Origin of the sequence: Micromonospora carbonacea (assembly GCF_014205165.1) — a bacterium.
GTDB lineage: Bacteria > Actinomycetota > Actinomycetes > Mycobacteriales > Micromonosporaceae > Micromonospora > Micromonospora carbonacea.
In genome coordinates this window covers 4,919,090-4,944,767 of record NZ_JACHMZ010000001.1, presented here as the reverse complement: position 1 = coordinate 4,944,767, position 25,678 = coordinate 4,919,090, and the positions used below count along the sequence as shown (strand labels likewise).

The following is a 25,678-nucleotide window of genomic DNA, read 5'->3' as shown; positions in this document are numbered from 1 at the left end:
GACTGTGACTCCTGCCGAGCCCCTGACCGTCGAGCCTCCGACCGTCGAGCCCCCGGCCGGCGCGGAGCCCGCAGCCGCCCCGCCGCCCGCCGCAGCCCCGTCACCCGCCGCCGCAGCCCCGCCGGCCGCGCCCGCCGCGGCCCCGGCCGCCGGCACCCGCAGCCGGCGGCGCTGGCGCTGGACGCCCCGGCGGCGGGACCTCGCCGTCTACGGCGTCTTCCTGCTCGCCGCGCTCTGGGTGACCAGCCAGATCTGGATCGACCCCGCCGGCCGGGTCGCCTCGCTCTACAGCAGCGACCCCGCCCAGGTGCAGTTCTTCCTCGCCCACTCGGTGCGGGTGGTGCTGCACGGCGAGTTCCCGTTCTACACCGACCAGTTCAACTACCCCGACGGGGTCAACCTGATGGCCAACACGGCCGTCCTGGCGCTCGGCATCCCGATGGTGCCGGTGACCCTGCTGTTCGGGCCCGCCGTCTCCTTTGTGGTGCTGGTCACCTGCGGTCTCGCCGGCACGGCCGCCGCCTGGTACCGGGTGCTGTCCCGGCACGTCGTCCGCAACCCCCTCGCCGCCGCCGTGGGCGGCTGGTTCTGCGGCTTCTCCCCGGCGATGCTCTCGCACGCCAACTGGCACCCGAACATCATCAGCCAGTTCCTGCTGCCGTTCATCGTCTGGCGGGTGCTGGTGATCACCCGGTCGAAGCGGCCCGTCCGCGACGGGGCGCTGCTGGCGCTGCTGGTCACGGTGCAGGCGTTCATCAACGAGGAGATCCTGCTCTTCACGGCGCTGGCCTGCGGGGTGTTCCTGATCGCCGTGCTGGCGCAGCGGCCGGGGCTGTGGTCGACCGCGTGGCGGCCCCTGGGCGTCGCCGTCGCGGTGTGCACCGTGCTGGCCGGCTCGCTGCTGGCGTACCCGCTCTACGTGCAGTTCGCCGGGCCGATGGCGTACCACGGGCTCAGCGACGCCGTCCGCGACTACGGCAACGACATCGCCGCCTTCTTCGCCCCCGGCTCGCCCACCCTCGGCGGCAACGAGCGCGCCAACGTCAACCTCGCCCCGAACTACTCCGAGGAGAACGCCTTCCTCGGCTGGAGCCTCGCCCTCATCGCCGTCGGCATCGTGCTCTGGCTGCGCCGCGAGCCGATCGTCCGCGCCCTCGCGGCGACCGGCGCGTTCTTCGCGCTGCTCTCCCTCGGTGAGCGGGTGTCCTGGTGGGACCGGGAGCTGTTCACCGGGCCGTGGGAGTTCCTGGTGCGGCTGCCGCTGCTCGACGCCGTCGTGCCCACCCGGTTCGGCATGATCACCAGCGTGGTGGTGGGGGTGCTGCTCGCCCTCGCCGTCGAGCGGGTCTGGGCGCTGCGCACGGCCGAGGCCCGCACCATGCGTACCCTCGGGGTGGCCGCCCTGGTCATGGCCCTGCTGCCGATCGCGCCGATGCCGCTCAAGGTCACCTCGCGCCCGCCGGTGCCGAAGTTCATCACCGCCGACCGGTGGCGCGACTACGTCGGCCCCGACCAGACCCTCGTGCCGATCCCGGTGCCCAGCATGGGCAACACGCACGGGATGCGGTGGGCGGCCAGCACCAACCTCGACTTCAAGATCCCGGGCGGCTACTTCCTCGCCCCGCGCAACGGCAACACCGGCGACCCGGGCCGCTTCGGCGGGCGGCCCAGCGGCGTCGGCGAACTGCTGGAGGACGTGGCCAGCACCGGCCGCACCCCGAAGCTCGACGACCGCCAGCGCCGCCGCTCGCTGGACGAGCTGCGGCACTGGCGGGCCGCCATCCTGGTGCTCCCCGTCGGTCAGCACAACGCCGAGCCGCTGCGGCGTACCGTCGAGGACCTGGTCGGCCCGGCGCGCCGCGAGCTGGACGTCTGGGTCTGGGACGTGCGGACCCTGACCGACCCGTCGGCCTGATGGCCGCGCCCGCCGCCGTCGGCGCGCCGGGCGGGCGGCGGCAGCCGGTCGCGCCGCCGGTCGCCGCCCGGCCCCGGCGGGTACGCAGCGTCGACGTCGCCGTCGTCGCCGGCTACCTCGGCCTGGCGGTGCTGCTCACCAGCCGCCAGTGGGGCCGGCCCGACCGGCTGTTCCACCAGGACAACGACCAGATGCTGTTCGAGTGGATGCTCGCCCGGGCGGCCCGCGCGGTCACCGCTGGAGAGAATCCGCTGCACAGCGCGGCCCTGAACGCCCCGGACGGGGTGAACCTGATGGCCAACACGTCGGTGCTCGGCCTGGGCGTGCCGCTGACCCCGGTGACGCTGCTGTTCGGCACGCAGGCGGCCTTCCTCGTGGCGGTCGTGGTCAGCCTGGCCGGCACCGCCACCGCCTGGTACGTCCTGCTGGCCCGCCGGCTGGTCGGCTCCCGCGTCGCCGCCGCCGTCGGCGGCCTCGTCTGCGGCTTCGCCCCCGGCATGGTGGCCCAGGCGGGGGCGCACCTGCACATGGCCGCCCAGTTCCTCGCGCCGCCGATCCTGGCGCTGGTGTTCCGGCCCGGCACCGACCGGGTCCGCCGGCACGGGGTGGCGCTCGGGCTGCTCGTGGCGTACCAGGTCTTCGTCGGCGAGGAGCTGCTCGTCTTCCTGGCGCTCACCGCCGGGGCGTTCGCCGTGGCGTACGCCCTCGCGGACCGGGCGGCGGCCCGCCGGCTGACGCCCGCCCTCCTCGGCCGGCTCGGCGTGGGCGCGCTGGTGGCGGGGGCGCTGCTGGCGTACCCGCTGTGGTTCCAGTTCCTCGGCCCGGGGCACTACCAGGGGATGCCCTTCCACGCGCGGGGCTTCCAGCTCGACGCGGCCTCGTTCACCGCGTCGGCCCGGCAGACGGTCCTCGGCGACGGGTACGTCCCCGGGCTGCTCTCGCCGAACCCGACCGAGGAGAACTCGTTCTTCGGGCCGGGCCTGCTGGTGCTCGCCGTGGTGGTCGTGGTCTGGCTGTGGCGTCGGCCGTTGGTGCGGGCCCTCGCCGCCGTCGGGCTGCTCGCCGCGCTGCTCTCCCTCGGCGACACCGTCCGGGTCGACGGCGCGTCGACCGGGCTGCCCGGGCCGTACCGGCTGCTGGCCGGGGTGCCGCTGCTCGACCTCGTGGTGCCGGCCCGGTTCGCCCTGATCTGCGTTCCGGTGCTGGGGGTGCTGGTCGCCCTCTCCCTGGACCGGGCGCTCGCCCTGGCCCCGGTCGGGGGCGGCGCGGTGCCGGCCGTGCCGGGCGCCGAGGGCGGGGCGGTGGCCTTGTCCGGGACCGGCTCCGGGGGCGGGGCGGTGGCCTTGTCCGGGACCGGCTCCGGGGGCGGGGCGGTGGCCTTGTCCGGGACCGGCTCCGGGGGCGGGGCGGTGGCCGACCGGCCGGGGGTGCCGGTGCGGCTGCTCTGGGGCGGGGCCGTGGCCGCCGCGCTGCTCCCGCTCGCCCCCACGCCGATCCGCACCGTGCCGACGTGGCCGGTGCCGGCGTTCGTGGCCGACGGCGGCTGGCGGGCGTACGTGCCGGCCGGGCGGACCCTCGTGCCGGTGCCGCCGGTGACCGGCGCGGGGGTCAGCCCGGCGACGTTCTGGTCGGCCCGCACCGGGCTGGCCTTCACCGCGCCGGGCGGCTACTTCATCGGCCCGAGCGCCGCCGCCGACCCGACCGCCCGCTGGGGCGCGCCCGACCGGCCGACGGCGGCGCTGCTGCGCCGGGCGGCCGAGACCGGCGAGGCGCCGGTGGTGACCGACGCGGACCGCCGGCAGGCGGTGGCGGACCTGCGGCACTGGCGGGCGGCGGTGCTGGTGCAGGGCGGGCTGCACCGGGGCGAGGCGGTCCGCCGCACCGTCGACGCGCTCGTCGGTCCGGGGCGCGAGGTCGACGGCGCGTGGGTGTGGGACGTGCGCCCCCTGGTGGGCTGACGCCGCCCGCCTCGCGGGCTACGCGTGCGGCGGCGGCGTGCGGCGGCGTGCGTGTTAGGAAGGGCCCCCTGTACAACAGAATGCGTTAACAGGGGGCCCTTCCTTGCACCTCACACCGGCCAGAGCCAGACGTCGTCGACGCGCTGCGGGGGGCCGAGCAGGGCGGTCATCAGCTCGCGCAGGACCGCCTCGCGGGGATGCGCGCCGAGGACCACCACGGACGCCTTCCAGTAGCGCAGGTCCTCGGCGGCCTGCCGGCGGTTCTCCTCGGTCAGCGGCGGCAGGGTGCCCGAGTCCATCGTGGCGTAGATGAGGGTGCTGGTCGGGCGGTTCGGGGCCCCGAAGACGCCCTCGCCGTCGGGGTTGGGCCCGATGAAGTAGCCGCCGGGGATCGGGAACTCGTGCCCGGTCAGGGCGCTCCAGCGCAGCGTGGGCAGGCCGTGCACGTTGCTGGGGATCGGCACCGGCACCAGGGTCCGGCCCGCCGGGACGTACGGCCGCCAGCCGCCGGAGGTGATGAAGTGCGGCGGCGGGTCGATCCGCTCGGCCGGCAGCGGCCGGGGGACCAGCGGCAGCACGGCGAGCGCCAGCGCCGCGTACCCGACGGGGCGCAGCCAGCGGCCCGCCCGGCCGGCGGCCCCGGTCCCGGTCGGGGCGGTGCGCGCCAGCGCGTCCCAGGCCAGGGCGAGCAGCACGCCGACGGCGGCGGCCACCACCAGGGCCAGCCGGGTGGGCATCATCATCTCCACCAGCGGCAGGTCGTCCGGGATGTACGCCCACGGCCCGTCGATCGTGGTCTCCGCCCCGTCGAAGCGCACCACCGGGCCGATCGAGGCGACGGTGAACACGACCACCAGCACGGCGACGATCCGGGCGGCCAGCGACCGGCGCACCAGCAGCGCCAGCGCGACCAGCGCCACCAGCACCAGCGGCCAGCCGAACCAGGTGTTCTGCTCGGTGAGGCCGATGGTCTTCTCCACCGCCTCGTCGCCGGCCACGGTGTCCCGGGCGAACGTGACGAACGCCACCAGGTCCTCGCCCCAGTTGTGGAACACCCCGCCCTGCAACCCCCGGTAGGACTGCGGGCCGTTGAACTGGAACCAGATCGGGTACGCGGTGAGCAGCAGCGCCAGCGCGCCGCCGAGGCCGAGCGCGGACAGGAAACCGCGGGTGCGGGCCCACGCCGCCCGGGGCCGCTGCGCCGCGTACGCGAGCACGACCACGAGGCAGGCCAGCGCCGTGAGCAGCAGCATCTCCTCGTTGATGAAGATCTGGTACGCCACCAGCAGCCCCAGCACCACCCCGTCGCGCCGCCAGCTCCGCCCCGCCGCGCCCAGCAGCAGCACCCGCGCCACGATCAGCGGCAGCAGGTAGTTGGAGACGAAGTTGGGCTGCCCGTTGGCGTGGTGCACGATGCCGGGCGCGAAGCCGAGGAACGCGCCGCCGAGGAACGCCGCCGCGCGCGAGCGCACCAGGTGCCGCGACAACATCCAGTACGCGGTGGCCGCCGTCGCCGCGAGCGCCCCGCCCAGATAGAGGGCGTACGTCACCTGCGGGCCGAGCAGCAGCGTCACCGGCGCCAGCGGCAGGGTCGCGCCGAGCAGCGACGTGTTCGCCATCATGTTCACCCCGTCCGGGGCGTTCTGGCGGGTGGAGAAGAGCGGGTTCTCCAGGTGCTGCACCGAGTACGCGCCGTGGGCGAAGAGCCACTCGAACCAGCTGTGGTCGGTCGGCAGGTGCGACGACACGCGGTGCTCGACGTCACCCCAGTAGTTGAGGCACACGAGGACGCCGAGGAGCACGTACGCTCCGATGGCCAGCAGGTCGGCGCGGGCCGGCCGCCAGCGGGGCCGGCGCGGTGTGCCTGTGCCCGCCGCGCCGGGCCCGGTCGACGCGGCCCGCGTCGCCACGGGTGCGGAGTCGGAGTTCAGCGAGGGATCTACCACCGGCACGGCCACGACGCGCCATCGTACAGGCGCGTGCGCGCGGTCCCGGTCGGCCGGTGCGCCCCACGGCGGCCCGGCGGGACGCGCCGCCGCAGCGCCGGCCACGGGCCGGGAAGGAGCGAGGGTGACGCTGATCGACCTCGGCGAGGTGCGCGGCGACGGGGAACCGGCGTCGGCGTCCCGGCCGCCCCGGGCGGTGGGCCGGCCGCTGCGGGTGACGTTGGCCCTCCTGCTCGCGCTGTCTCTGCTGGCCTCGTCGACGTCCGTGGCGCGCCCCGCGTCGGCGGTGCTCGGCGGCCGGCTCGGCATCGAGGTCGTCGTCCTCGACGGCCGGGTCTACCTGCTGGACCCGGGGGCGCCGGGCGCCGACGGGGCCCGGGAGGTGACGGCCCACGGGACGCCCACCGGCGCGGGGGCCGGCGTGCGGACGCTGTGGCGCACGGTCGTGCCGGGCCTCGGCCGGCTGGGCGGCGTGCAGGAGCAGGGCGGCGTCGCCCTGCTCGTCGACTACCGGACGGACGGGGTGCAGACCCTCGCCGTGGACGCGGGGACCGGCGAGCGGCGCTGGCAGCAGGCCGGCTACCCGGTGCTCGCGGCCGGCGGAGGGCTGCTGCTCCTCGGCGACGACATCGAGCGGGGCGAGCTGCGGTCGGTGGACCCGACGTCGGGCCGCCTCCGGTGGTCGGTGCCGGGTCGCCTGGGGTGGGCGGCCTTCGCCGACCGCGACGAGGACGGGGCGGCCGAGCAGGTGGCGCTGGTCACGGCCGCCGGCGGGATCGAGCTGCGCGACACGGCCTCCGGGGCGGTGCGGGCGAGCCTCGTCGCGCCGCCGGGCGGCTGGCGGGGGGACCTCCAGGTCGAGGTCGCCGGTGACCTGCTGCTGGCCTTCGAGCAGGACAAGGGCGAGGTCCGGCGGGTGACCGCGTACGGGCTCGCCGCGCTGGACCGGCGCTGGGCGCTGGAGCAGCCGACCTTCGGCTACGCGGGGGCCTGCGGGCCGGTGCTCTGCGCCTACGCGTACCGGGGCTTCGACCTGTCCGGGCTCGACCCGGCGACCGGCGGGATCCGGTGGACGAATCCCCGCTGGCAGACGGTCATCGCGGTGCGCGGCGACCGGCTCCTGGCGATCGCCGACGAGCAGGCGGGCGGCACGGCCAGCCACCTCGGCGTGCTGGATGCCGCCACCGGGCGGGAGGTCGCCGACCTGGGGAGCTGGGACCTGGCGTTCAGCCGCACCCCGGGCGGGCCGCACTACGGCACCCGGGCCGACCGCGACGGCCGGAGCCTGGTGGTCGCCGAGCTGGACCTGGCGGGGGCGGCGGCCCGGGTGCGCGACGTGCTGCCCGGCGCGGCGGGCGACTGCGCCGCCGACGGCCGGGACATCGTCTGCCGCCGGCACTCCGGCACGTACGGCTGGTGGCGGCTGCCCGCCTGACGGCCCCGCCGCGCCCGGAACCGGCCCGTCCGGCCGGCGGTGCGAGGCTGGTTTGGTGGCCGGCACTAGGTTGTCGGGAGGTCGGCCGGCGAGGAGGCGGGTATGCGGGTGTTGGTGGTCGAGGACGAGCGCAACCTCGCCGACGCGATCGCGCGGGGGTTGCGCAAGCGCGGCATGGCCGTCGACGTGGCCTACGACGGCGACAGCGGTCACGAGATGGCCTTCGTCACCCGGTACGACGTGGTGGTGCTGGACCGGGACCTGCCCGGCGTCCACGGCGACCAGATCTGCGCCGAGCTGGCCGCCTCCGGCACGCTGACCCGGGTGCTCATGCTCACCGCCAGCGGCACCGTCGCCGACCGGGTCGAGGGGTTGCAGCTCGGCGCGGACGACTACCTGCCCAAGCCGTTCGCCTTCGACGAGCTGGTCGCCCGGGTGCAGGCGCTGGGCCGGCGGGCCACCCCGGCCGCCCCGCCCGTGCTGGCCGTCGCCGACCTGGTGCTCGACCCGGCCCGCCGGGTGGTGACGCGCGGCGGGGCGCCGGTCGACCTGACCAACAAGGAGTTCGGGGTGTTGGCCGAGCTGCTCAAGGCGCGCGGCGCGGTGGTCTCCAGCGAGGAGCTGCTGGAGCGGGTCTGGGACGCCAACACCGACCCGTTCACCACCATCGTCCGGGTGACCGTGATGACGCTGCGCCGCAAGCTCGGCGACCCGCCGCTGATCGAGACGGTGGTCGGCGCCGGCTACCGCACCGCCGAGGGGCTGGCGTGAGCGTCCGTTTGCGGCCGACCCTGCGGCTGCGGCTCACCCTGCTCAACGGGGTGCTGCTGGTGGGGGCCGGGACGATCCTGGTGCTGCTGGCCTGGCTGCTGGTGCGCGACGCGCTGCGTCCCACCGACGAGCTGCTGCCCGGCACCACCGTGCTGCTGGCCGACGGCCGGTCCCTGGACGCGGGGGAGTGGCAGCGGCAGCTCGTCGACGCCGCGTCCCGGGAGCTGCTGGTCAAGGGCCTGCTGGCGTTGCTGGCGATCAGCGTGGTCGGGGTGGCCGGCGCGTACGCGGTGGCGGGCCGGGCGCTGCGCCCGCTGCACCAGGTCACCGCCACCGCCCAGCGCCTCGGCGAGGCCACCCTCGACCAGCGGATCGGCTGGTCCGGGGCGGACGACGAGGTGGCCGAGCTGGCCAAGACGTTCGACGCGATGCTGGACCGGATCGCCGCCGCGTTCGAGGCGCAGAAGCGGTTCGTCGCCAACGCCTCGCACGAGCTGCGTACCCCGCTGGCGGTGATGCGGACCGAGATCGACGTGACGCTCAGTGACGACGAGGCCGACGCCGCCGAGTACCGCCGGATGGCCACCGTGGTCCGCGACGCCTCGGAACGGGCCAACGGCCTGGTCGACGCGCTGCTGGTGCTGGCCCGCAGCGAGGCCCAGGCGGGCCGGCGGCTGGGTCGGCGCACCGAGTGCGACCTGGCCGCCGGCACCGCCAACGCGCTGTCGGCCGTGCGCCGGGAGGTGGACCGGATCGGGCTGCGGGTGCAGACGGCGCTGGAGACCGCGCCGGTGGTGGGCGACCCCGGGCTGCTGGACCGGCTGGCCGGCAACCTGATCGAGAACGCGGTGCGCTACAACCACCTGCACGGCCGGATCACGGTGCGCACCGGCACGGACGGCTGCACGTCCTGGCTGGTGGTCGCCAACACCGGCTTCGAGGTCAGCCCGGGCGACGTGCCGGGCCTGTTCGAGCCGTTCCGCCGGGGCGGGCAGGAACGCACCGGGGCGCGGGGCTCCGGGCTGGGCCTGTCCATCGTCCGGGCGGTCTGCGACGCGCACGGCGGCACGGTGCGGGTGTTCGCGCAGCCCGGCGGCGGCCTGGAGGTGACGGTGACCCTGCCTGCGGCCGACGCCGTGCCCGTTGCCGTCGGCCCGTCCCACGCCGGGCGGCCCTGACCGGCTCCGCGCCGACCGGCCCGGACGGGCGCCGGGCCGGGCCACCCTGGCCGTCCCGCGCCGGCCGGGCCTGCCGGTCGGCGCGGACCGACGGCCCGCAGGGCGGCCCTGACCTGGCCCTGGGGTCGGTCAAGGTCGGCTTTTCGTGTGCGCCGCCCGGCTGACCCGGCGAGCCACGCCTCCGGCGGGCAGCCCGGCGTCGGGTGCTCGGTTGGAGCCGTCGCGCGGTTGGGGCAGAATCGGACCCCGCCGCTGGACTCGGCGGCTCCGGTGCGTGAAGGTGTGATGGCGCCATGCCTCACGTGGTGCGCGCCGCCGAGCCGGCCGTCCCCGGCGGCCCGGCTGTGAGCCGTACCCCACCCCGCACGTGCTCCGGGAGCTGCCCGTGATTCGTTCCTCGTCCCTGACCCGCCGGGTCCCGGCGGTCCTCACCGCGGTCGCCCTGACCGCCGCCGGTCTCGTCGCCGGCAGCCCGGCCAGCGCCGCGCCCGGCCACGACAAGGTGGTCTCCGCGGTCCCGTCCACGGCGTCGCCGGACATCGTGGACGGCACCGTGTTCGCCATCCACGACGCCGGCACGAAGATCATCGCGGCGGGTTCGTTCACCACGGTGCAGAACCGCAACTCGGACGTGGACATCACCCGCAACTACGTGCTCGCCTTCGACAAGGCCACCGGCGCGGTCGACACCGCCTTCGTGCCGGTCGTCGACAACGAGGTCAGCGCGGTGGCCGCCGGTCCGACCGCCGGCACCGTCTACCTGGCCGGCAAGTTCAACACGGTCAACGGGGTGACCCGGCGCAAGGTGGCCCTGGTCAACGTCGCCACCGGGGCCACCGTCACCAGCTTCGCCGGGCCGGCGTTCAACGGGCTCGTCGACGACGTCGCCCTGGTCGGCAACCGGCTGCTCGTCGGCGGCATCTTCACCACCGCCGGCAACGCCAACCCGCGCGGCGGCCTCGCCTCGCTCAACGCCACGACCGGCGCGCTGGACAGCTACCTGACCACCACGCTCACCGAGAACCACAACTACGACGGGGTGAGCGGGGCCAAGGCCGGCGTCGGCGCGGAGAAGCTCGCGCTCTCCCCGGACGGCACCCAGCTCGTCGTGATCGGCAACTTCCGGAAGGCCGACGGGGTGCTGCACGACCAGATCGTGCGGCTGGACCTCGGCGCGACCGCCGCGACCGTGGCCGACTGGAACACCAGCAGGTACACCCCGCGCTGCTCGTGGAAGTCCTTCGACTCGTACATGCGGGACGTGTCCTTCGCCCCGGACGGCAGCTACTTCGTGGTGGTCACCACCGGCGGCCAGTACAGCGGTTCGCTCTGCGACACCGCCGCCCGCTGGGAGGCCGGCGCGACCGGCGACGCCCAGCAGCCCACCTGGGTGAACTACTCCGGCGGCGACACCTTCCTCTCGGTCGGCGTCAGCGAGCAGGCCGTCTACGTCGGCGGGCACCTGCGCTGGCTCAACAACACCTTCGGCGGCGACTCGGCGCAGGCCGGGGCCATCGGCCGGGCCAGCATCGCCGCCCTCGACCCGCGCAACGGCCTGCCGCTGTCGTGGAACCCGGGCCGGCACCCGCGCGGCTACGGCGTGACCGAGATGCTCGTCACCCCGCAGGGCCTCTGGCTGGGCTCCGACCAGTCCTGGATCGGCAACTTCCAGTACCGGCGGGAGCGGATCGCGTTCTTCCCGCTGGCCGGCGGCAAGGCCCCGCACTCGACCGCCACCGCCGACCTGCCCGGCGCGGTGTACCAGGCCGGGGTGCCGGTGCCGACGAACGTGCTGTACCGGATCAACGCCGCCGGTCCCGCCGTCGCGTCGACCGACGACGGGCCGGACTGGAGCGCCGACACCGCCGACGCGCCCAGCCCGTACCACAACACCGGCAGCAGCGCCGCCAGCTACGGCGTCGCGCCCAACCTCGACGGGACCGTCCCGGCCGGCACCCCGGCCGCGATCTACAACAGCGAGCGGTGGGACGGCACCGGCGCGCCGGAGATGCAGTGGGACTTCCCGGTGCCGGCCGGCACCGAGGTCACCGTGCGGATCTACCTGGCCAACCGGTACGCCGGCACCGGCACCCCCGGCAAGCGGGTCTTCGACGTGACCCTGGACGGCACGCTCGTCCTGAACGACCTCGACCTCGCGGTCACCCCCGGGCACGACATCGGCACCATGCGGGCGTTCACGATCGTCAGCGACGGCAACGTCGACATCGACTTCGGGCACGTGGTGGAGAACCCGCTCGTCAACGCCATCGAGATCGTCAAGACCGGCCCGCCGCCCGCCGGCACCGGCGACGAGGTGCAGAGGCTCTCCTACGACGGGGCGAGCGCCGTCGGCACGCCCGTCCCGGTGGCCAACCCCGACGACACGGACTGGTCGTCGGCGAAGGGCGCGTTCTGGGTCGGCGGCACCCTGTTCTACGGCATGAACGGGGCGCTCCAGCGGCGCACCTTCAACGGGACGACCTTCGGCACGCCGAGCCTCGTCGACCCGTACCACGACGCCTACTGGGACAACGTGGAGACCGACTCCGGCCCGGCCGGGCAGACGTACACCGGGGTCACCAGCAACTTCTACGCGGAGATCGCCAACGTCACCGGCATGCTCTACACCGGCGGCCGGCTCTACTACACCCTCTCCGGCCAGAACGGGCTGTTCTGGCGCTGGTTCACCCCGGACAGCGGGGCGGTCGGCGCCGACAAGTTCACCGTCGCGGGGGTGACCGGGTTCGCCGACACCGGGTCGATCTTCCTCGCCGGCGGCACCCTCTACCGGGTCAGCCGCTCGACCGGCGCGCTGGCCTCGACCGCGTGGGCCGGCGGCGTGCCCACCGGCGCGTTCACCACCGTCAGCGGCCCCGCCGTCGACGGGGTGGACTGGCGCGCCAAGGCCGTCTTCGTCGGCCCGTAGACCCCCGCCGCACCACGGGGGCACCCCGGCCCGGCTCCGCGTCCGCGCGGCGCCGGGCCGGTGCCCGTTCCGGGGTACGGCAACCGGTGCCCCGCCGGGGCGGGCGCCGGCCGGGGCCCGCCCGCCCGGCACCCGGCAACCCCGTTGCCGGGGCGGCCGGCGGCGTGCCATGATCGTTGCCGTCAGCCCGACGACCGGAGGGAGGTGCGGTTGATGTCCACCACGACCAGCCCCGCGCCCCGCTCCACCCGCTGCTGACCTCTGTCGATCCCGCGGGGCGCCCACTCCACCACGGAGGCGACCGTGAGCGCACGGATCAGGAACATCAGCATCGACTGTCACGACACGTACGTCCTGGCCGGCTTCTGGGCCCAGGTGTTCGGCACCGGGCGGCAGCCCGACGACCTCCCCGGCGACCCGGAGGCGATGGTCCGCACCGCCGACGGGGAGACCGTGCTGTTCCTCCAGGTGCCGGAGGGCAAGACGGTGAAGAACCGGGTTCACCTGTGCCTGGAGCCGGCCGACCGGTCCCGCGACGCCGAGGTCGAGCGGCTGCTCGCCCTCGGCGCGACCCAGGTCGACGACCAGCGGCGGCCGGACGGCGCCGGCTGGGTGGTCCTCGCCGACCCGGAGGGCAACGAGTTCTGCGTGCTGCGCAGCGCCGCCGAGCGGGAGGCGTCGGCGTAGCCCGCACGAGCGTCGTCGGCCGCCCGTCCGGGCGGCCGACGACGCCTGCCGGCGGATCCGGTGGGCCGGGGCGACCCGGCCCCACCAGGTCCCGGCGGTGCCGTCAGGCGCAGGCGAAGAAGGTCCAGCTCACCCACTGGCCCGACGGATACCGGTAGACCTGCGCGCCGGCGCACGCGGCACCGCGACCGTCGACCATGCGCGAGTACACCGGGTTGAGCCACAGGTTGGGCGAGTACTGGTCGGTGCCGGACACGCCGTCCTCCCACGCCGACGGGCGTGCGCTGTAGTCGTTGTACGCCGAGGCGTCCTCGTAGCGGAACTCGCTCCAGTTCGCCACGCAGCCCCCGGAGTACCGGAGGTATCCGGTGCCGACCTTGCGCGATCCGTCGTAGACCGGGGTGCCGGTCGAACTCCACTGCCAGCCGTTGTCGTAGCAGCCGGTGGAGTACGGGTCCTGGCCGGTGATGCCGGAGACCGCAGCCGCCGGCGTGGCGCCGGCGACGAGGATCGCTGCGGTGCTCAGCGTCGCGGTTGCCACCCGGCCCAGGCGTGCCCTCGTTCGGTCGACCATGTGTCCTCCTCGTTGCTCCTGCCAGGCGTTCGCTTCTGTTCGGCCCGTGGAACTCACGGTAGGAGCGCCGACCGGTGGGCCCGGATGGCTTTGCGCGGAAGCGCCGGGACGCAAATCGACTTGTGTCACCGCCTTGCTTGTGATAGCTGCCAGTGCGCGGTCGACCGGCAGTCGGGAGGCAGCGCGGGATCGGCGCGGATCGCCGCCAGCAGCTCGGTGTGGCCGTCGGTGCCGATGCCGTAGACGATGGCCCGCAGGACGTCGGCCTCGATCCTGCCGGTGACGCCCTGCGACCGAGCGAGCTGACGGGCGAGGATCGTGCGCCAGACCGGCTCCGGGAACCGGCCCGGGCAGTGCGGCAGGGCCCGCGCCGCGGCGTGCCGCAGGGTCGGGCTGAAGCCCGGACCCGAGAGGATGCGTCCGATCAGCGGCCGGTGTGTGCTGACGTTGAGCACGGTCATCGCCGGCAGGGCGGTGACCGCGAAGGTCTCGTCGCGCCGGCCCAGGCCGGCGGTCGCCTCGGTCAGGAACGCGTTCCCCAGCGCTTCACGCAGCGGTGTGGCGGCGAGGAGTTGACCGTGCAGCAGGCGCCGGTCGGGGCTCGAACTGTAGAGCGCCTCCTCGATCACGCCCGCGAGGACCTCGTCGGGTTCGGCTGCCTCGCTGCGGTGCTGGGCCTGGGTCAGGCGGGCCAGGCTGAGGCTGACCGCGCGTGCCGTGGCGGGCTCGGCGAGGCGGGTCGACGTCCACATCCACCGGGCGGCCGGCTGATCGGGCGGGACCATCCCGCGCAGGGCCGCCCGTGCAGGGGCGCGGCCCGAGAGCAGGCGGGCGACGTCGAGGGCGAGCGCGAGGCGGTCGGGATCGGGTGGCGGGTCGTGCAGCGCCTCTCGTACGACGGGAGCGAGCCGCCGCAACTGGGACTCGGTGAAGTGCCCGTGCCGGATCTTCCGCGACGCGGTGCGCAGGGCGCCCTGGAAGGCGCGTTCCCCCTTCGGGTGGGTGAGCTGCTGGAAGACGTACCGGTTGGCGGTGTCGTCCGAGACGACGTCGAGCAGGCCCAGCGGCTCGACGACCACCGGCGACGTGTCGTCCTCGACGAGCGCGATGCAGGCCGCGACGGCGTGGGCGCGAGCGACCGGATGCTCCAACAGCCGGCTCATGGCCTCACTGCGGTGCAGCCATTCCCCCTTCTCGGCGACGATCAGCTCGGTCAACAGTCGTTCCGCGATCGTGCGCCACAGCCTGCGGGGATGCAGCACCAGCCCGGGAGAGGACTCGATCTGCTCGGTGAGTTGGACCCATTCGGCGCCGTGCAGCGGGGCATCGCCGCCGATCTTTTCGAGCAGGGTGTCGAGGGCGACGTCGTCGAGTCGCCCGACGCCGGTCCGCAGCCGAGTCGATGTCTCGAGACGCACCATCGCGTCCGAGACCGTGGTGAGCTGTCCCGTGGGCAGGCCGAGCAGTTGCTCGTATCGCCGGATGGTGCGCCGTCCGGCGGCCACCTGGCCCCTCTCCCAGCGGGTCACCGACGACGGTGACGTCGAGCCTCCGACCGCGCGGGCGAACCCGTTCCCGCAGCGCAGGGCCGGATCGGGGCCGAGCCTGCGATTCGTCGCGAGCAACCAGCCGAGCTTGCGCCGCACCGATATCTGGGCCACGGGTCATGGTCCCAGCCGTCCCGAGCCGACGCAGTCGCGATGCTGACGTCCGAGCGGAAGCTGCGTGCGGCCTTTCGGGACGGCGTCGGTCCCCTGCGCCGCCGGCGCAGGGGACCGACGCCGCGTGGCTCAGGAGCGCTGCTCGATCTGGCCGCGCATGGTGACGAACTCGGCCTCCGCCTGCTTGGCGGACTTGAAGAACACCACGATCATGCCGAGGCTGCCCCGGTCGGCCCAGACGCAGACGCCCAGCGGCATGCCCGCGGTCTTGCCGTCGCCGCAGCGCGCCTCGCCGCCGAGCGGGCCCGGCTCGGTGGCGGTCATCTCCTGGACGGTCAGCTGGGTCTTGAGGCCGGCGATCGCGTCGTCCAGTTCCTTCTTCGGGTCCGCCAGCACGCCCGAGGCCGCGGCGATCATCACGAGGTCCTGCTTCGCGGCGTCGCCGTAGAACGCCCCGGCGGTGCTGGTCTCGTTCTGCACGGTCGACTTCATGTCGGCGACCAGTTCGTCCGACAGCTTCGTCAGCTCCGGGTCGGTGACCTGCTTGCGGCCGGCGAGGGTGGCCGGTGCGGTGACCCGGGTCTTGGTGGCGTCGACCACGTCGCCGACCTCGTCCTTCACGGCGAACCAGGTGATCGCCGCGCCGCCGAGGCAGAGCACCAGCACCACGGCCAGGACGATGAGCACGATCTTGCCGGCCTTGGACTTCTTCGGCGGCAGCGGCGCGGGGGACGGCGCGCCGTAGGGCTGGCCGGCCGGCGGCGGGTAGCCGCCCGGCTGCTGCGGGGCGGGCTGCTCCCCGTAGGGCTGCTGCGGATAGGGGTTGCCCGACGGCTGGGACATGTCGATTCAGCTCCAGTCAGTTGATCAGGAGCGGTGATCGTAGCCAGCCCCACCGACAGCCACCGACCCCGCCGGGGCGAAGGTGAGGTGAACGACGATCGCGGCGGCCGAGACGCCCACGAAAGGGACGTCCGGCCGCCGCGATCGCGGGGGAGCGGGGAGGATCAGGCGGGCAGGCTGGCCACGCCGGGCGGCAGGAACCGGCGGCCGGTCACCCGCTCGCTGGTGCCCGTCCGGTCCAGGTACGGCGTGACGCCGCCCAGGTGGAACGGCCACCCCGCGCCGAGGATCAGGCACAGGTCGATGTCCTGCGCCTCGGCGACGACGCCCTCGTCGAGCATCAGCCGCACCTCCTGCGCCAGCGCGTCGAGCGCGTTGCGCCGCACCTGCTCGGCGGTCAGCGGCTCGTCGCCGACGACCAGCAGCCTGGCGACGTCGGCGTTGATCTCGTCGTCGACCACGATCGGCTGCCCCGACTCGGCGATCCGGCGTAGGTTCTCGCTCACGGCGAACCGGTCCGGGAACGCGCCGTGCAGGGTGCCGCCCACGTGGTACGCCACGGCCGGGCCGACGAGCTGGAGCAGGGCGAGCGGGCGCATCGGCAGGCCCAACGGGTCCAGCGCGGCGTTCGCCACGTCCAGCGGGGTGCCGGCGTCGACGGCGGCGAAGACGGTGCCGAGGAAGCGGGTGAGCAGCCGGTTCACCACGAACGCCGGGGCGTCGGAGACCAGCACCGACGACTTCTTGAGCTGCTTGCCGACCGCGAACGCGGTGGCGAGGGTGGCGTCGTCGGTGCGCTCGCCCCGCACGATCTCCAGCAGCGGCAGCACCGCGACCGGGTTGAAGAAGTGGAAGCCGACCACCCGCTCCGGGTGCTCCAGCTCGGCGGCCATCGCGGTGACCGAGAGGCTGGAGGTGTTCGTGGCGAGCACCGCCTCCGGGGAGACGATCTTCTCCAGCTCGGCCCAGACCTGCTTCTTGACGTCCAGGTCCTCGAACACGGCCTCGATGACGAAGTCGGCGTCGGCGAAGGCGGCCTTGTCGACCGAGCCGCTGACCAGCCCGTACAGCCTGGCGGCCGTGCCCTTGTCCATCCGGCCCTTGCTGACGGCCTTCTCGATCTGGGTGTGCACGTAGCCCACCCCCTTGTCGACGCGGCCCTGGTCGAGGTCGGTCAGGACGACCGGCACCTGGAGGCGGCGGGCGAACAGCAGCGCGAGCTGGCTGGCCATCAGGCCGGCGCCGACGATGCCGACCTTGTTCACCGGCCGGGCCAGGCCCCTGTCGGGCGCGCCGGCCGGCCGCTTGGCCCGCCGCTGCACCAGGTCGAACGCGTAGAGCCCGCTGCGCAGCTCCTCGGAGAAGATCAGGTCGGCCAGGGCCTCGTCCTCGGCGGCGGTGCCGGCCGCGAAGTCGGCGTCCTTCGCCGTCTCCAGCAGGTCCAGCGCCTTGTACGCGGCGGGGACCGCGCCGTGCAGCCGCTGGTCGAGGGTCTGCCGGGCGAAGTAGAGCACGCCCGCCCACATGTCCCGGTCGACCTCGGGCCGGGTCACGGTGATCTCGCCGCGCACCACGCCGGCCGCCCACTGGAGGGACCGCTCCAGGAAGTCGGCCGGCTCCAGCAGCACGTCGGCGATGCCCAGCTCGGCGGCCTGCTTCGGCTTGAGCATCTTGTTCTGCATCAGCGGGTTCTGCAGGATCACCTGGGTGGCGGCCGGGATGCCGATCAGGTTCGGCAGGAGCTGGGTGCCGCCCCAGCCGGGGATCAGGCCGAGGGAGACCTCCGGCAGCGCCAGGGCCGACGCCCCGCCGGACAGCGTCCGGTAGTGGCAGTGCAGCGCCAGCTCCAGGCCGCCGCCCATCGCCGCGCCGTTGACGAACGCGAACGTCGGGACGGTGCTGTCCTTCAGCCGGGCGAAGACCCGGTGGCCGAGCCGCCCGATCTCCAGGGCCTGCTCCCGGTCGGCGAGCTGCGGCAGGCTGGTGATGTCGGCGCCGACGCAGAAGACGTACGGCTTGCCGGTGACCGCGACGAACGCCGGGTCCGCCGCGAGGGCGGCGGTGATCGCCTCGTCGAGGCTGGTCAGGCCGCCCGGACCGAAGCTGTTCGGCTTGGTGTGGTCGAAGCCGTTGTCGAGGGTGATCAGGGCGGCCGGGCGGGCCAGCCCCGGCACGTGCACCTGGCGCAGCAGCGCCCGGGTGACCACCTCGTTCGGTGCGGCGAGCGCGCTCACTTGTCTCCACCCTCCCGCTGGGCCTGCTTGCTGGACTCCGTCCAGTGTGGGTTCTCCCAGATGACCGTGCCGCCCATGCCGATGCCGATGCACATGGCGGTGAGGCCGTAGCGGACCTCGGGGTGCTCGGCGAACTGCCGGGCGAGCTGCGTCATCAGCCGCACCCCGGAGGACGCGAGCGGGTGACCGATGGCGATCGCGCCGCCCCACGGGTTGACCCGGGGGTCGTCGTCGGCGATGCCGAAGTGGTCGAGGAAGGCGAGCACCTGCACGGCGAACGCCTCGTTCAGCTCGAACAGGCCGATGTCGTCGATGCCCAGGCCCGCGATGCGCAGCGCCTTCTCCGTCGACGGGATCGGCCCGACGCCCATCACCTCCGGCTCGACGCCGACGAAGCCGTACGACACCAGCCGCATGGCGACCGGGAGACCCAGCTCGCGGGCGGTGTCCTCGGCGGCGAGCAGGCTCGCGGTGGCGCCGTCGTTGAGGCCGGCCGCGTTGCCCGCGGTGACCTTGCCGTGCGGGCGGAACGGGGTCTTGAGGGTGGCGAGCTTCTCCAGCGAGGTGTCGCGGGGCGCCTCGTCGACCGTGGCCAGGCCCCAGCCGCCCTCGTCGTCGCGGATCGCCATCGGCACCAGGTCGCCCTGGAGCTTGCCGTTGGCGTACGCCTTCGCGGTCCTCTGCTGGGAGGCGAGCGCGAACGCGTCCGTGCGCTCCTTGGTGATGTGCGGCACCCGGTCGTGCAGGTTCTCCGCCGTGGCCCCCATGACCAGGGCGGACGGGTCGACCAGCTTCTCCGCGACGATCCGCGGGTTGGGGTCGATGCCCTCGCCCATCGGGTGCCGGCCCATGTGCTCGACGCCCCCGGCGATCGCCACGTCGTACGCGCCCATGGCGATGCCGCCGGCCACGGTGGTGACGGCGGTCATCGCCCCGGCGCACATCCGGTCGATGGCGAAGCCCGGGACGGTCTTCGGCAGGCCGGCCAGCAGGGCGGCGGTGCGGCCGATGGTGAGGCCCTGGTCGCCGATCTGGGTGGTGGCGGCGATGGCGACCTCCTCGACCCGCTCCGGCGGCAGCTGCGGGTTGCGGCGCAGCAGCTCGCGGATGCAGCGGATCACCAGGTCGTCGGCGCGGGTGTTGGCGTACATGCCACCCGCCTTGCCGAACGGGGTGCGGACGCCGTCGACGAAGACGACATCGCGGACTTCACGGGGCACTTGAGCCTCCTTTTCGACCCTGACTCGGCCACGTCGCCGACCAGCGGCACCACGGACCGAACGAGGATCGCGGCACGGGCGTGGTCCCTCGGATGCTACTCGCCAGTAACCATCCTCGACACCACGCCCCGTGTGGCCCACCCCACATCGCCGGAACGTCCGGCGGCGGCGCCGCCGGCCCGCGACCTTTGCCGGCCCCGGGGCGCCGCGTCAGGCCGCCACCGGTGCCGGCTGCCGGGTCAGGCCGCCGCCGATGCGGGCTGCCGGGTCAGACCGCCGGCGCCGGACCCGCCAGCGCGGCGGCCAGGTCGGCCACCAGCAGCGTGAGCTGCCACTCCCGCGCCCCGAAGCCCCGGAGCGTCTCGGCGACCGTCGCCTCGGACACCTCGTCCGGCGGGGTCCAGGCGAGCCGGCGGATCGAGTCCGGGGCGATCAGGTTCTCCGGCGGCAGGGTGTGCTCGCCCGCGATCCGGACCACCACCTCCCGGCACCGGGCCAGCCGGCCCGCCGCCACCGGGTCCCGCTCCGCCCAGCGGTGCGGCGGGGGCGGCCCCTCGACCACCGGCGTCACCGGCAGCGCGTCGTCGGGCAACTGCCGGGCGTCGTCCAGCGCCGCCAGCCAGGTGCGGGCCAGGCGGCGCACCGACCGGCCGCCGAAGCCCGGCAGGGTCAGCAGCGTCTTCTCGTCCCTCGGGTCCAGCTCGGCGGCGGCCACGATCGCCGAGTCCGGCAGGACCCGGCCCGGCGCGGCGTCCCGGCGGGAGGCGATCTGGTCCCGGGCATACCAGAGGGCCCGGATCCGCGCCTGGGCGCGCGCCCCCCGCACCCGGTGGATGCCAGAGGTGCGCCGCCACGGCTCCGCCCGGACCCGGGGCGGCCGGTCGACGCTGCGCACCAGCGCGGCGAACTCCTCCGCCGCCCACGCCGACTTGCCCTGACGGGCCAGCTCCGCGTCGAGCACGTCACGCAGGTCGGTCAGCATCTCCACGTCCAGCGCGGCGTAGGTGAGCCACGACTCCGGCAGCGGCCGGCTCGACCAGTCCGCCGCCGAGTGGTGCTTCTCCAGGCTGAAGCCGAGTAGCTGCTCGGTCAGCGCGGCCAGCCCGACCCGCTCGAATCCCGCCAGCCGGGCGGCCAGTTCCGTGTCGAACAGCCGGCGCGGGCGCAGCCCCACCTCGGCCAGGCAGGTCAGGTCCTGGCTGGCGGCGTGCAGCACCCACTCGGCGTCGGCGATGGCCGCGTCGAGGCTGCTCAGGTCGGGCAGCGGCAGCGGGTCGACCAGCGCGGTGCCGGCCCCCGCCCGGCGCAGCTGCACCAGGTACGCCCGCTGGCTGTAGCGGTAGCCCGAGGCGCGCTCCGCGTCCAGGGCGACCGGGCCGGTGCCGGCGGCGAAGCGGGCCACGACCTCGGCCAGCCCGGCCTCGGTCGTCACCGGCTCGGGTGTCCCCTCGCGGGGGGCGGTCAGGGGCACGGGCCCGTCGACGGTCGGTTCGGGCCCCGCGTCCACCGGCTCCGGCGCGGCCGACGGCGGTTGGTGCGGCTCGTTTCCCGTTCGGCTTTCGGCGGCCCGACGGCGCAGGGGTGGTTCGTCGGTCACCTGACAACCCTAGTGCGCGCGGCGATCCGGCGCGCGCAGCCGGGTGCGGTGTGTGTCGGCGTCGTGCGATCCGCGTCGGCTACTTGACCGGGCATGCCAGGGTCGGACATCGGGGAAGACAAAGCGCGGCGGCGCGGGTACGTTCCTTCGGGCCGCCGCCCGGGACGGAACCGGCGTCGGCGGGCACCAGGGCGGCGACGGGGAGGACGTGACGATGACGACGGCTGGGTACGGTGCGACGGGCCCGGGGCAGGGGCCCGGCGACGGCTCGGGCGGAGGCTGGGCCGCCCCGGCGCGACCCGCCGACCCGCCGGTGGGTGAGCCGGCCGCCCCCGCGACCCCGGCCGGCGACGCCCGCCCCGGCCCGTTGCCGCCCCGCATGGATCCGCCCCGGACCGACCCGCACCGCGGCAGCGCCGCCGTGTATCCGCAGGCCGGGGGCTCCTACCCGCCGGCCGGCGGCACCCCGCCGCCCGCCGGCCAGGCCACCCCGCCCGGGCACTGGCCCGGCGCGTCGTCCCCGCCCGCCCAGTCCGCCGTGCCCGGCCAGTGGTCCGGCCCCACGCCCGCCGGCTGGCCCGCCCCGCAGCCGCCGGCCGCCGCCCCGCAGCAGTCACCCGCCGCCGGCCAACAGCCACCGGCCGGATACGCCGCGCCGCCGTCGCCCGCGCTCCCCGGCCCGGCGTACCCGCACGGCGGGGCGTCCCCGGCCCCCGGGTCGGCGTGGCCCGCGCCCGCCCCGGCCGGCGGGGCCACCCCGCGGCCCCGGGGCAGGGCGCTGACGTTCGTCGCGTTCGGGCTCGCCCTGGTCCTGGCCGTGGTGAGCGGCGTGCAGGCGTACCAGATCAACCGGCTCTCCGACCGGCTGGCCGACACCGATCAGCGGCTGGCCACCGCGCAGACCGACGACGCCACCCGGCTCGACGGCCTGGAGCAGCGGGCGCAGGCCCTGGAGAAGCAGGCCGGGGCGCAGTTCAACCCGGAGGCGGTGGCCAGCGCCGCGCTGCCCAGCGTGTTCCGGGTCCGGGCCGGGCAGTTCACCGGCACCGCCTTCGCGGTCGGCAAGCCCGACACCGGCGGCGGCACCAACCTGTTCACCAACTTCCACGTGGTCGAGTCGGTCTGGGTCGGCGGCGGCCGGGAGGTCTTCCTGGAGCGCACCGACCAGCGCTACCCGGCCACCATCGTCAAGGTCGACGAGGCCAACGACATCGCCCAGCTACGCACCACCAGCAAGTTCACCGGGCTGGTGACGGCGTCCACCGCGGTCAAGCCTGGTCAGCAGATCGTCGTCGTCGGCGCCCCGCTCGGCCTCCAGGACAGCGTCACCACCGGCGTGGTCAGCGCCTTCCGCGAGGCGGGGCAGGGCTCGGGCCCGGTCATCCAGTTCGACGCGCCGATCAACCCCGGCAACTCCGGTGGCCCCGTCATCAACGGCCAGAAGCAGGTGGTGGGCATCGCCACCGCCAAGGCCCGCGACGCCGAGGGCATCGGTCTCGCCGTACCCATCAAGGTCGCCTGCGACGGCTTCCGGATCTGCTGACCTCGGCCGTTCCGCGCCGTCCGTTCCGTACCAGCCGGTTCGTCGCGGCCCCGGCCACGGGCCGCCCCACCTGGAGGAAGAGAAGAATGTCGCAGCCACCGACCGGGCCGGGGAGCCAGCCGCCGTATCCGCCGCCGGGCGGCCCCGGCCAGCCCGTGCCCCCGCAGTACGACCCGACCGGCCAGCCGGCGGAGCCCACCCGGCAGTTCGCCCCGGGCCAGTACGGGACGCCGCAGCCGGCGGCGGAGCCGACGCAGCAGTTCGGCCCGGTCCAGCAGGGCGCGCCGCAGCCGACGCAGCCGTTCACCCCGGGCCAGTACGGATCGCCGCAGCCGGCGGCGGAGCCGACCCAGCAGTTCGGCCCGGTCCAGCAGGGCGCGCCGCAGCCGACCCAGTCGTTCAACCCGGGCCAGTACGGGACGCCGCCGCAGCAGCCGACGCAGCCGTTCACCGCGCCGGTGTCGACGCCGCCGGTCTCCGGCGCCGGGCACCCGCCGGTGTCGACGCCGCCGGTCTCCGGCGCCGGGCACCCGCCGGTCTCCGGTCCGGGGCAGCCGTCGCCGGGGTTCGGCCAGCCGATGTCGGTGCCGCCTGCCTCGGGCCCGGCCTTCGGCCAGCCGATGTCCGGCCCGCCGGGAACGGTGCCGCCCCACGGCCAGCCGGGCGCACCGGCGTCCTACGGTCCGCCCGGCGCGCCGCCGCCCTACGGCGCCCCGACGCCGGGCGCGGGCCGAGGCAGGCGCAAGGTGCTGGTCCTGGCCGTGGTGGCCGGGCTGCTCTTCGTCCTCGGCGGCGTGATGACCGGCCTCTACGTGACCAAGAGCAGCGAGCTGGACCGCACCGAGAAGCGGCTGACCGGCCAGGTCAGCGAGCGGGACGGCACGATCGCGGCGAACAAGACCGAGATCGAGAAGCTCAAGACGGACCTGCAGGCCGTGCGGGAGAAGCTCTCCAACACCGAGCAGGACCTCACCGGCACCCGCAACGACCGGGACGAGCAGGCCCGGCAGAAGAAGGTCATCGCCACCTGCCTGGACAAGCTGACCAGCGCGTTGACCGCCGCGGCGGCGAACAACAAGGCCGCGTACGACAAGGCCACCGAGGGCATGAACAAGGTCTGCGACGAGGCCGAGAACTACCTCTGACAGCGCGCAGTCAGGAAGTCACCCGCCCAGCCCAGCCCCGCCCGCGCCACGACGGGCGGGGCCGGGCTGCACCGGGCCCGGCACCCGCAGATCTTGGAGCGAAACGGCCCCTCCAGGGGCCGAGATTTGCCAAGATCTGCGGCTTGCGGCTTGCGGCTTGCGGCGGTCGGTCAGGCCGCGCCCGCCGGGCGGCGCTCCGTCAGGGAGGTCACCCCGGGCGGGGGCAGGCCCGCCGTCGAGGCGAGCAGGGCGCACCAGGCCATCAGGTGCGGGGTGAGGTCCTCGCCGAGCGGGGTCCACGAGGCCCGGATCTCGATGTCGCCGGCGGCCGGCGGCCCGGCGAGGTCGCCGAACCGGGTCGACATGGTCTGGGTGACCGTGCCCCCGATCGCCCGGTGCGGGGCGTCCTGCGCGTCCAGCGCGTCGGTCAGCCAGGTCCAGCCCACCCCGGGCAGCAGCGGGTCGGCGGCCAGGTCGATCTCCAGCTCCGCCGTGACGTAGGTGACCAGCCGCAGGGTGCCCTGCCACGCCTCGTGCCCGGCGGGGTCGTGCAGCAGGATCAGCCGCCCGGTGGCCACCTCGTCGCCGTCGCGCAGCACCGTCGCGGAGAGCGCGAAAGCGTACGGCGCGAGGCGCTGCGGCGCGCCGACCTCCTCCAGGACGATCTCCGATCGGGGCGCGGCCGACCGCAGCCCGGCGACCGCGCGGGCGAAGGTCTCCGGGAGCGCGATCGGGGGGGCCATGCCGGCAGCCTATGCCGCCTGCCGCCCAGCCGCCGGAACGGCACGCCGACGGCCTGCGGCGGCGGCCCCACCAACGGTGGACGGTGAGCGGGGCACCCTGCTCTACCGGATGCGTTAACAGGGGGCCCTTCCTTGCACGTCACAAAAGGCGGCCGGGGTGGGGGAGGGGGTCCGGGGGCGTGGCACGATAGCCGCGATGAGCACCGAGACGACGGGCACCGCCGCCCGAGACGGAGAATCCCGCCGCACCGGGACGGGCGGGTCGCCGTTCGTCCGGGCCTGCCGGCGCGAGCCCGGCCCGCACACCCCCGTCTGGTTCATGCGCCAGGCCGGCCGTTCGCTGCCGGAATACCGCGAGATCCGCAAGAACGTCGGGATGCTGGAGTCCTGCCGCCGCCCCGAGCTGGTCGCCGAGATCACCCTCCAGCCGGTCCGCCGGCACGGGGTCGACGCGGCGATCCTGTTCAGCGACATCGTGGTGCCGGTGGCCGCCGCCGGGGTCGAGCTGGACATCGTCGCGGGTACCGGGCCGGTGGTCGCCGAGCCGGTGCGCACCGCCGCCGACGTCGAGCGGATCCGGCGGATCGGCCGCGACGACGTCTCCTACGTCGACGAGGCGGTGCGGCTGCTCGTCGCCGAGCTGGGCGACACCCCGCTGATCGGCTTCGCGGGGGCCCCGTTCACCCTGGCCAGCTACCTGGTCGAGGGCGGGCCGTCGCGGACCCACGCGAAGACCAAGGCCCTGATGCACGGCGAGCCGGAGCTGTGGCACGCACTGTGCGCCCGGCTGGCCGAGGTGACGCTGGCGTTCCTGCGGGTGCAGGTCGAGGCCGGCGTGTCGGCGGTGCAGCTGTTCGACTCGTGGGCCGGGGCGCTGTCCGAGGCCGACTACCGGCGCCACGTGCTGCCGCACTCGACGAAGGTGCTGGCCGGGCTGGCCGACGCCGGGGTGCCCCGGATCCACTTCGGGGTGGGCACCGCCGAGCTGCTGCCCGCCATGGGCGAGGCCGGCGCGGACGTGGTCGGCGTCGACTGGCGTACGCCGCTGGACGTCGCGTCCCGCCGGGTCGGCGCGGACAAGGCCGTGCAGGGCAACCTCGACCCGTGCGTGCTGTTCGCCCCGTGGCCGGTGGTCGAGGCGGAGGTGCGGCGGATCCTCGCCGAGGGGCGGTCGGCCCCCGGCCACGTGTTCAACCTCGGTCACGGCGTCCTTCCGGAGACCGATCCGGACGTGCTGACCCGGGTGGTCGCGCTGGTGCACGAGGTGTCCGCGCGACCGGGCGAATAGCAGAGGGGGCGACC

General features: G+C 75.0%; 19 protein-coding genes. 10 read left to right on the top strand and 9 right to left on the bottom strand.

Going from position 1 to position 25,678, the window contains the following annotated elements; all coding sequences use genetic code 11:
* The first annotated feature begins 4 nt into the window (after window positions 1–4).
* Both HDA31_RS20525 and HDA31_RS20520 read left to right on the top strand, forming a co-directional pair.
* Window positions 5–1,915: a DUF6311 domain-containing protein gene (locus HDA31_RS20525; protein WP_074473989.1), complete on the top strand. Its 1,911-nt coding sequence runs from the start codon at window positions 5–7 to the stop codon at window positions 1,913–1,915.
* The gene (locus tag HDA31_RS20520; protein ID WP_246384505.1) at window positions 1,915–3,873 is read left to right on the top strand and encodes a DUF6311 domain-containing protein; all 1,959 of its coding nucleotides are present in this window, start codon (window positions 1,915–1,917) and stop codon (window positions 3,871–3,873) included. The genes HDA31_RS20525 and HDA31_RS20520 overlap by 1 nt, the downstream gene beginning before the upstream one ends.
* Window positions 3,874–3,983: 110 nt before the next feature.
* On the opposite strand, the gene HDA31_RS20515 is transcribed toward HDA31_RS20520, so the two are convergent.
* The gene (locus HDA31_RS20515; RefSeq protein WP_178067194.1) at window positions 3,984–5,783 is read right to left on the bottom strand and encodes a hypothetical protein; all 1,800 of its coding nucleotides are present in this window, start codon (window positions 5,781–5,783) and stop codon (window positions 3,984–3,986) included.
* 160 nt (window positions 5,784–5,943) lie between these two features.
* Between HDA31_RS20515 and HDA31_RS20510 the strand changes: the two genes are divergently transcribed.
* The 4 genes from HDA31_RS20510 to HDA31_RS20495 all read left to right on the top strand — a co-directional run bounded on the left by HDA31_RS20510 (window position 5,944) and on the right by HDA31_RS20495 (window position 12,129).
* Complete coding sequence (locus HDA31_RS20510) at window positions 5,944–7,254, top strand: PQQ-binding-like beta-propeller repeat protein (protein WP_178063937.1); 1,311 nt, start codon at window positions 5,944–5,946, stop codon at window positions 7,252–7,254.
* Between the two features lie 102 nt (window positions 7,255–7,356).
* Window positions 7,357–8,025, top strand: coding sequence for a response regulator transcription factor (locus HDA31_RS20505; RefSeq protein ID WP_074473992.1), 669 nt, complete (start codon window positions 7,357–7,359; stop codon window positions 8,023–8,025).
* A complete protein-coding gene (locus HDA31_RS20500; protein ID WP_246384506.1) occupies window positions 8,022–9,203 on the top strand; it encodes a sensor histidine kinase in 1,182 nt (393 codons plus the stop codon). The genes HDA31_RS20505 and HDA31_RS20500 overlap by 4 nt, the downstream gene beginning before the upstream one ends.
* A 385-nt stretch (window positions 9,204–9,588) precedes the next feature.
* Complete coding sequence (locus HDA31_RS20495; RefSeq protein ID WP_178063938.1) at window positions 9,589–12,129, top strand: malectin domain-containing carbohydrate-binding protein; 2,541 nt, start codon at window positions 9,589–9,591, stop codon at window positions 12,127–12,129.
* Between the two features lie 182 nt (window positions 12,130–12,311).
* On the opposite strand, the gene HDA31_RS20490 is transcribed toward HDA31_RS20495, so the two are convergent.
* A complete protein-coding gene (locus HDA31_RS20490) occupies window positions 12,312–12,455 on the bottom strand; it encodes a hypothetical protein (RefSeq protein WP_178063939.1) in 144 nt (47 codons plus the stop codon).
* On the opposite strand from HDA31_RS20490, the gene HDA31_RS20485 reads away from it, so the two are divergent.
* Window positions 12,433–12,816 (top strand): VOC family protein, encoded by a 384-nt coding sequence (locus HDA31_RS20485; RefSeq protein WP_178063940.1) that lies wholly within the window; start codon window positions 12,433–12,435, stop codon window positions 12,814–12,816. The genes HDA31_RS20490 and HDA31_RS20485 overlap by 23 nt on opposite strands.
* 103 nt (window positions 12,817–12,919) lie before the next feature.
* Here HDA31_RS20485 and HDA31_RS20480 read toward each other — a convergent pair whose 3' ends face one another.
* The 6 genes from HDA31_RS20480 to HDA31_RS20455 form a co-directional block, all read right to left on the bottom strand.
* Window positions 12,920–13,390, bottom strand: coding sequence for a DUF2690 domain-containing protein (locus HDA31_RS20480; protein WP_178063941.1), 471 nt, complete (start codon window positions 13,388–13,390; stop codon window positions 12,920–12,922).
* Window positions 13,391–13,515: 125 nt separating this feature from the next.
* Window positions 13,516–15,051 (bottom strand): hypothetical protein, encoded by a 1,536-nt coding sequence (locus tag HDA31_RS20475; protein WP_178063942.1) that lies wholly within the window; start codon window positions 15,049–15,051, stop codon window positions 13,516–13,518.
* A gap of 129 nt (window positions 15,052–15,180) precedes the next feature.
* Window positions 15,181–15,894, bottom strand: a complete 714-nt coding sequence (locus HDA31_RS20470; protein WP_178063943.1) for a hypothetical protein — start codon at window positions 15,892–15,894, stop codon at window positions 15,181–15,183.
* Window positions 15,895–16,058: 164 nt separating this feature from the next.
* Window positions 16,059–18,128 (bottom strand): 3-hydroxyacyl-CoA dehydrogenase NAD-binding domain-containing protein, encoded by a 2,070-nt coding sequence (locus HDA31_RS20465; protein ID WP_178063944.1) that lies wholly within the window; start codon window positions 18,126–18,128, stop codon window positions 16,059–16,061.
* The gene (locus tag HDA31_RS20460) at window positions 18,125–19,348 is read right to left on the bottom strand and encodes a thiolase family protein (RefSeq protein WP_178063945.1); all 1,224 of its coding nucleotides are present in this window, start codon (window positions 19,346–19,348) and stop codon (window positions 18,125–18,127) included. Before HDA31_RS20460 ends, HDA31_RS20465 begins: the two co-directional genes overlap by 4 nt.
* Before the next feature lie 268 nt (window positions 19,349–19,616).
* Window positions 19,617–20,945 (bottom strand): ribonuclease D, encoded by a 1,329-nt coding sequence (locus tag HDA31_RS20455; protein ID WP_178063946.1) that lies wholly within the window; start codon window positions 20,943–20,945, stop codon window positions 19,617–19,619.
* 379 nt (window positions 20,946–21,324) lie between these two features.
* Here HDA31_RS20455 and HDA31_RS20450 point away from each other — a divergent pair, with 379 nt between their 5' ends.
* Both HDA31_RS20450 and HDA31_RS32400 read left to right on the top strand, forming a co-directional pair.
* Window positions 21,325–22,488: a trypsin-like peptidase domain-containing protein gene (locus tag HDA31_RS20450; RefSeq protein ID WP_184871996.1), complete on the top strand. Its 1,164-nt coding sequence runs from the start codon at window positions 21,325–21,327 to the stop codon at window positions 22,486–22,488.
* Between the two features lie 86 nt (window positions 22,489–22,574).
* Window positions 22,575–23,633: a hypothetical protein gene (locus HDA31_RS32400; protein WP_246384507.1), complete on the top strand. Its 1,059-nt coding sequence runs from the start codon at window positions 22,575–22,577 to the stop codon at window positions 23,631–23,633.
* Between the two features lie 170 nt (window positions 23,634–23,803).
* Here HDA31_RS32400 and HDA31_RS20440 read toward each other — a convergent pair whose 3' ends face one another.
* Complete coding sequence (locus HDA31_RS20440; RefSeq protein WP_074473999.1) at window positions 23,804–24,376, bottom strand: DUF3000 domain-containing protein; 573 nt, start codon at window positions 24,374–24,376, stop codon at window positions 23,804–23,806.
* 196 nt (window positions 24,377–24,572) lie between these two features.
* Here HDA31_RS20440 and hemE point away from each other — a divergent pair, with 196 nt between their 5' ends.
* Entirely contained in the window at window positions 24,573–25,664 is a 1,092-nt protein-coding gene (hemE, locus tag HDA31_RS20435) for a uroporphyrinogen decarboxylase (protein WP_178063947.1), read from the top strand.
* Window positions 25,665–25,678 lie beyond the last annotated feature (14 nt).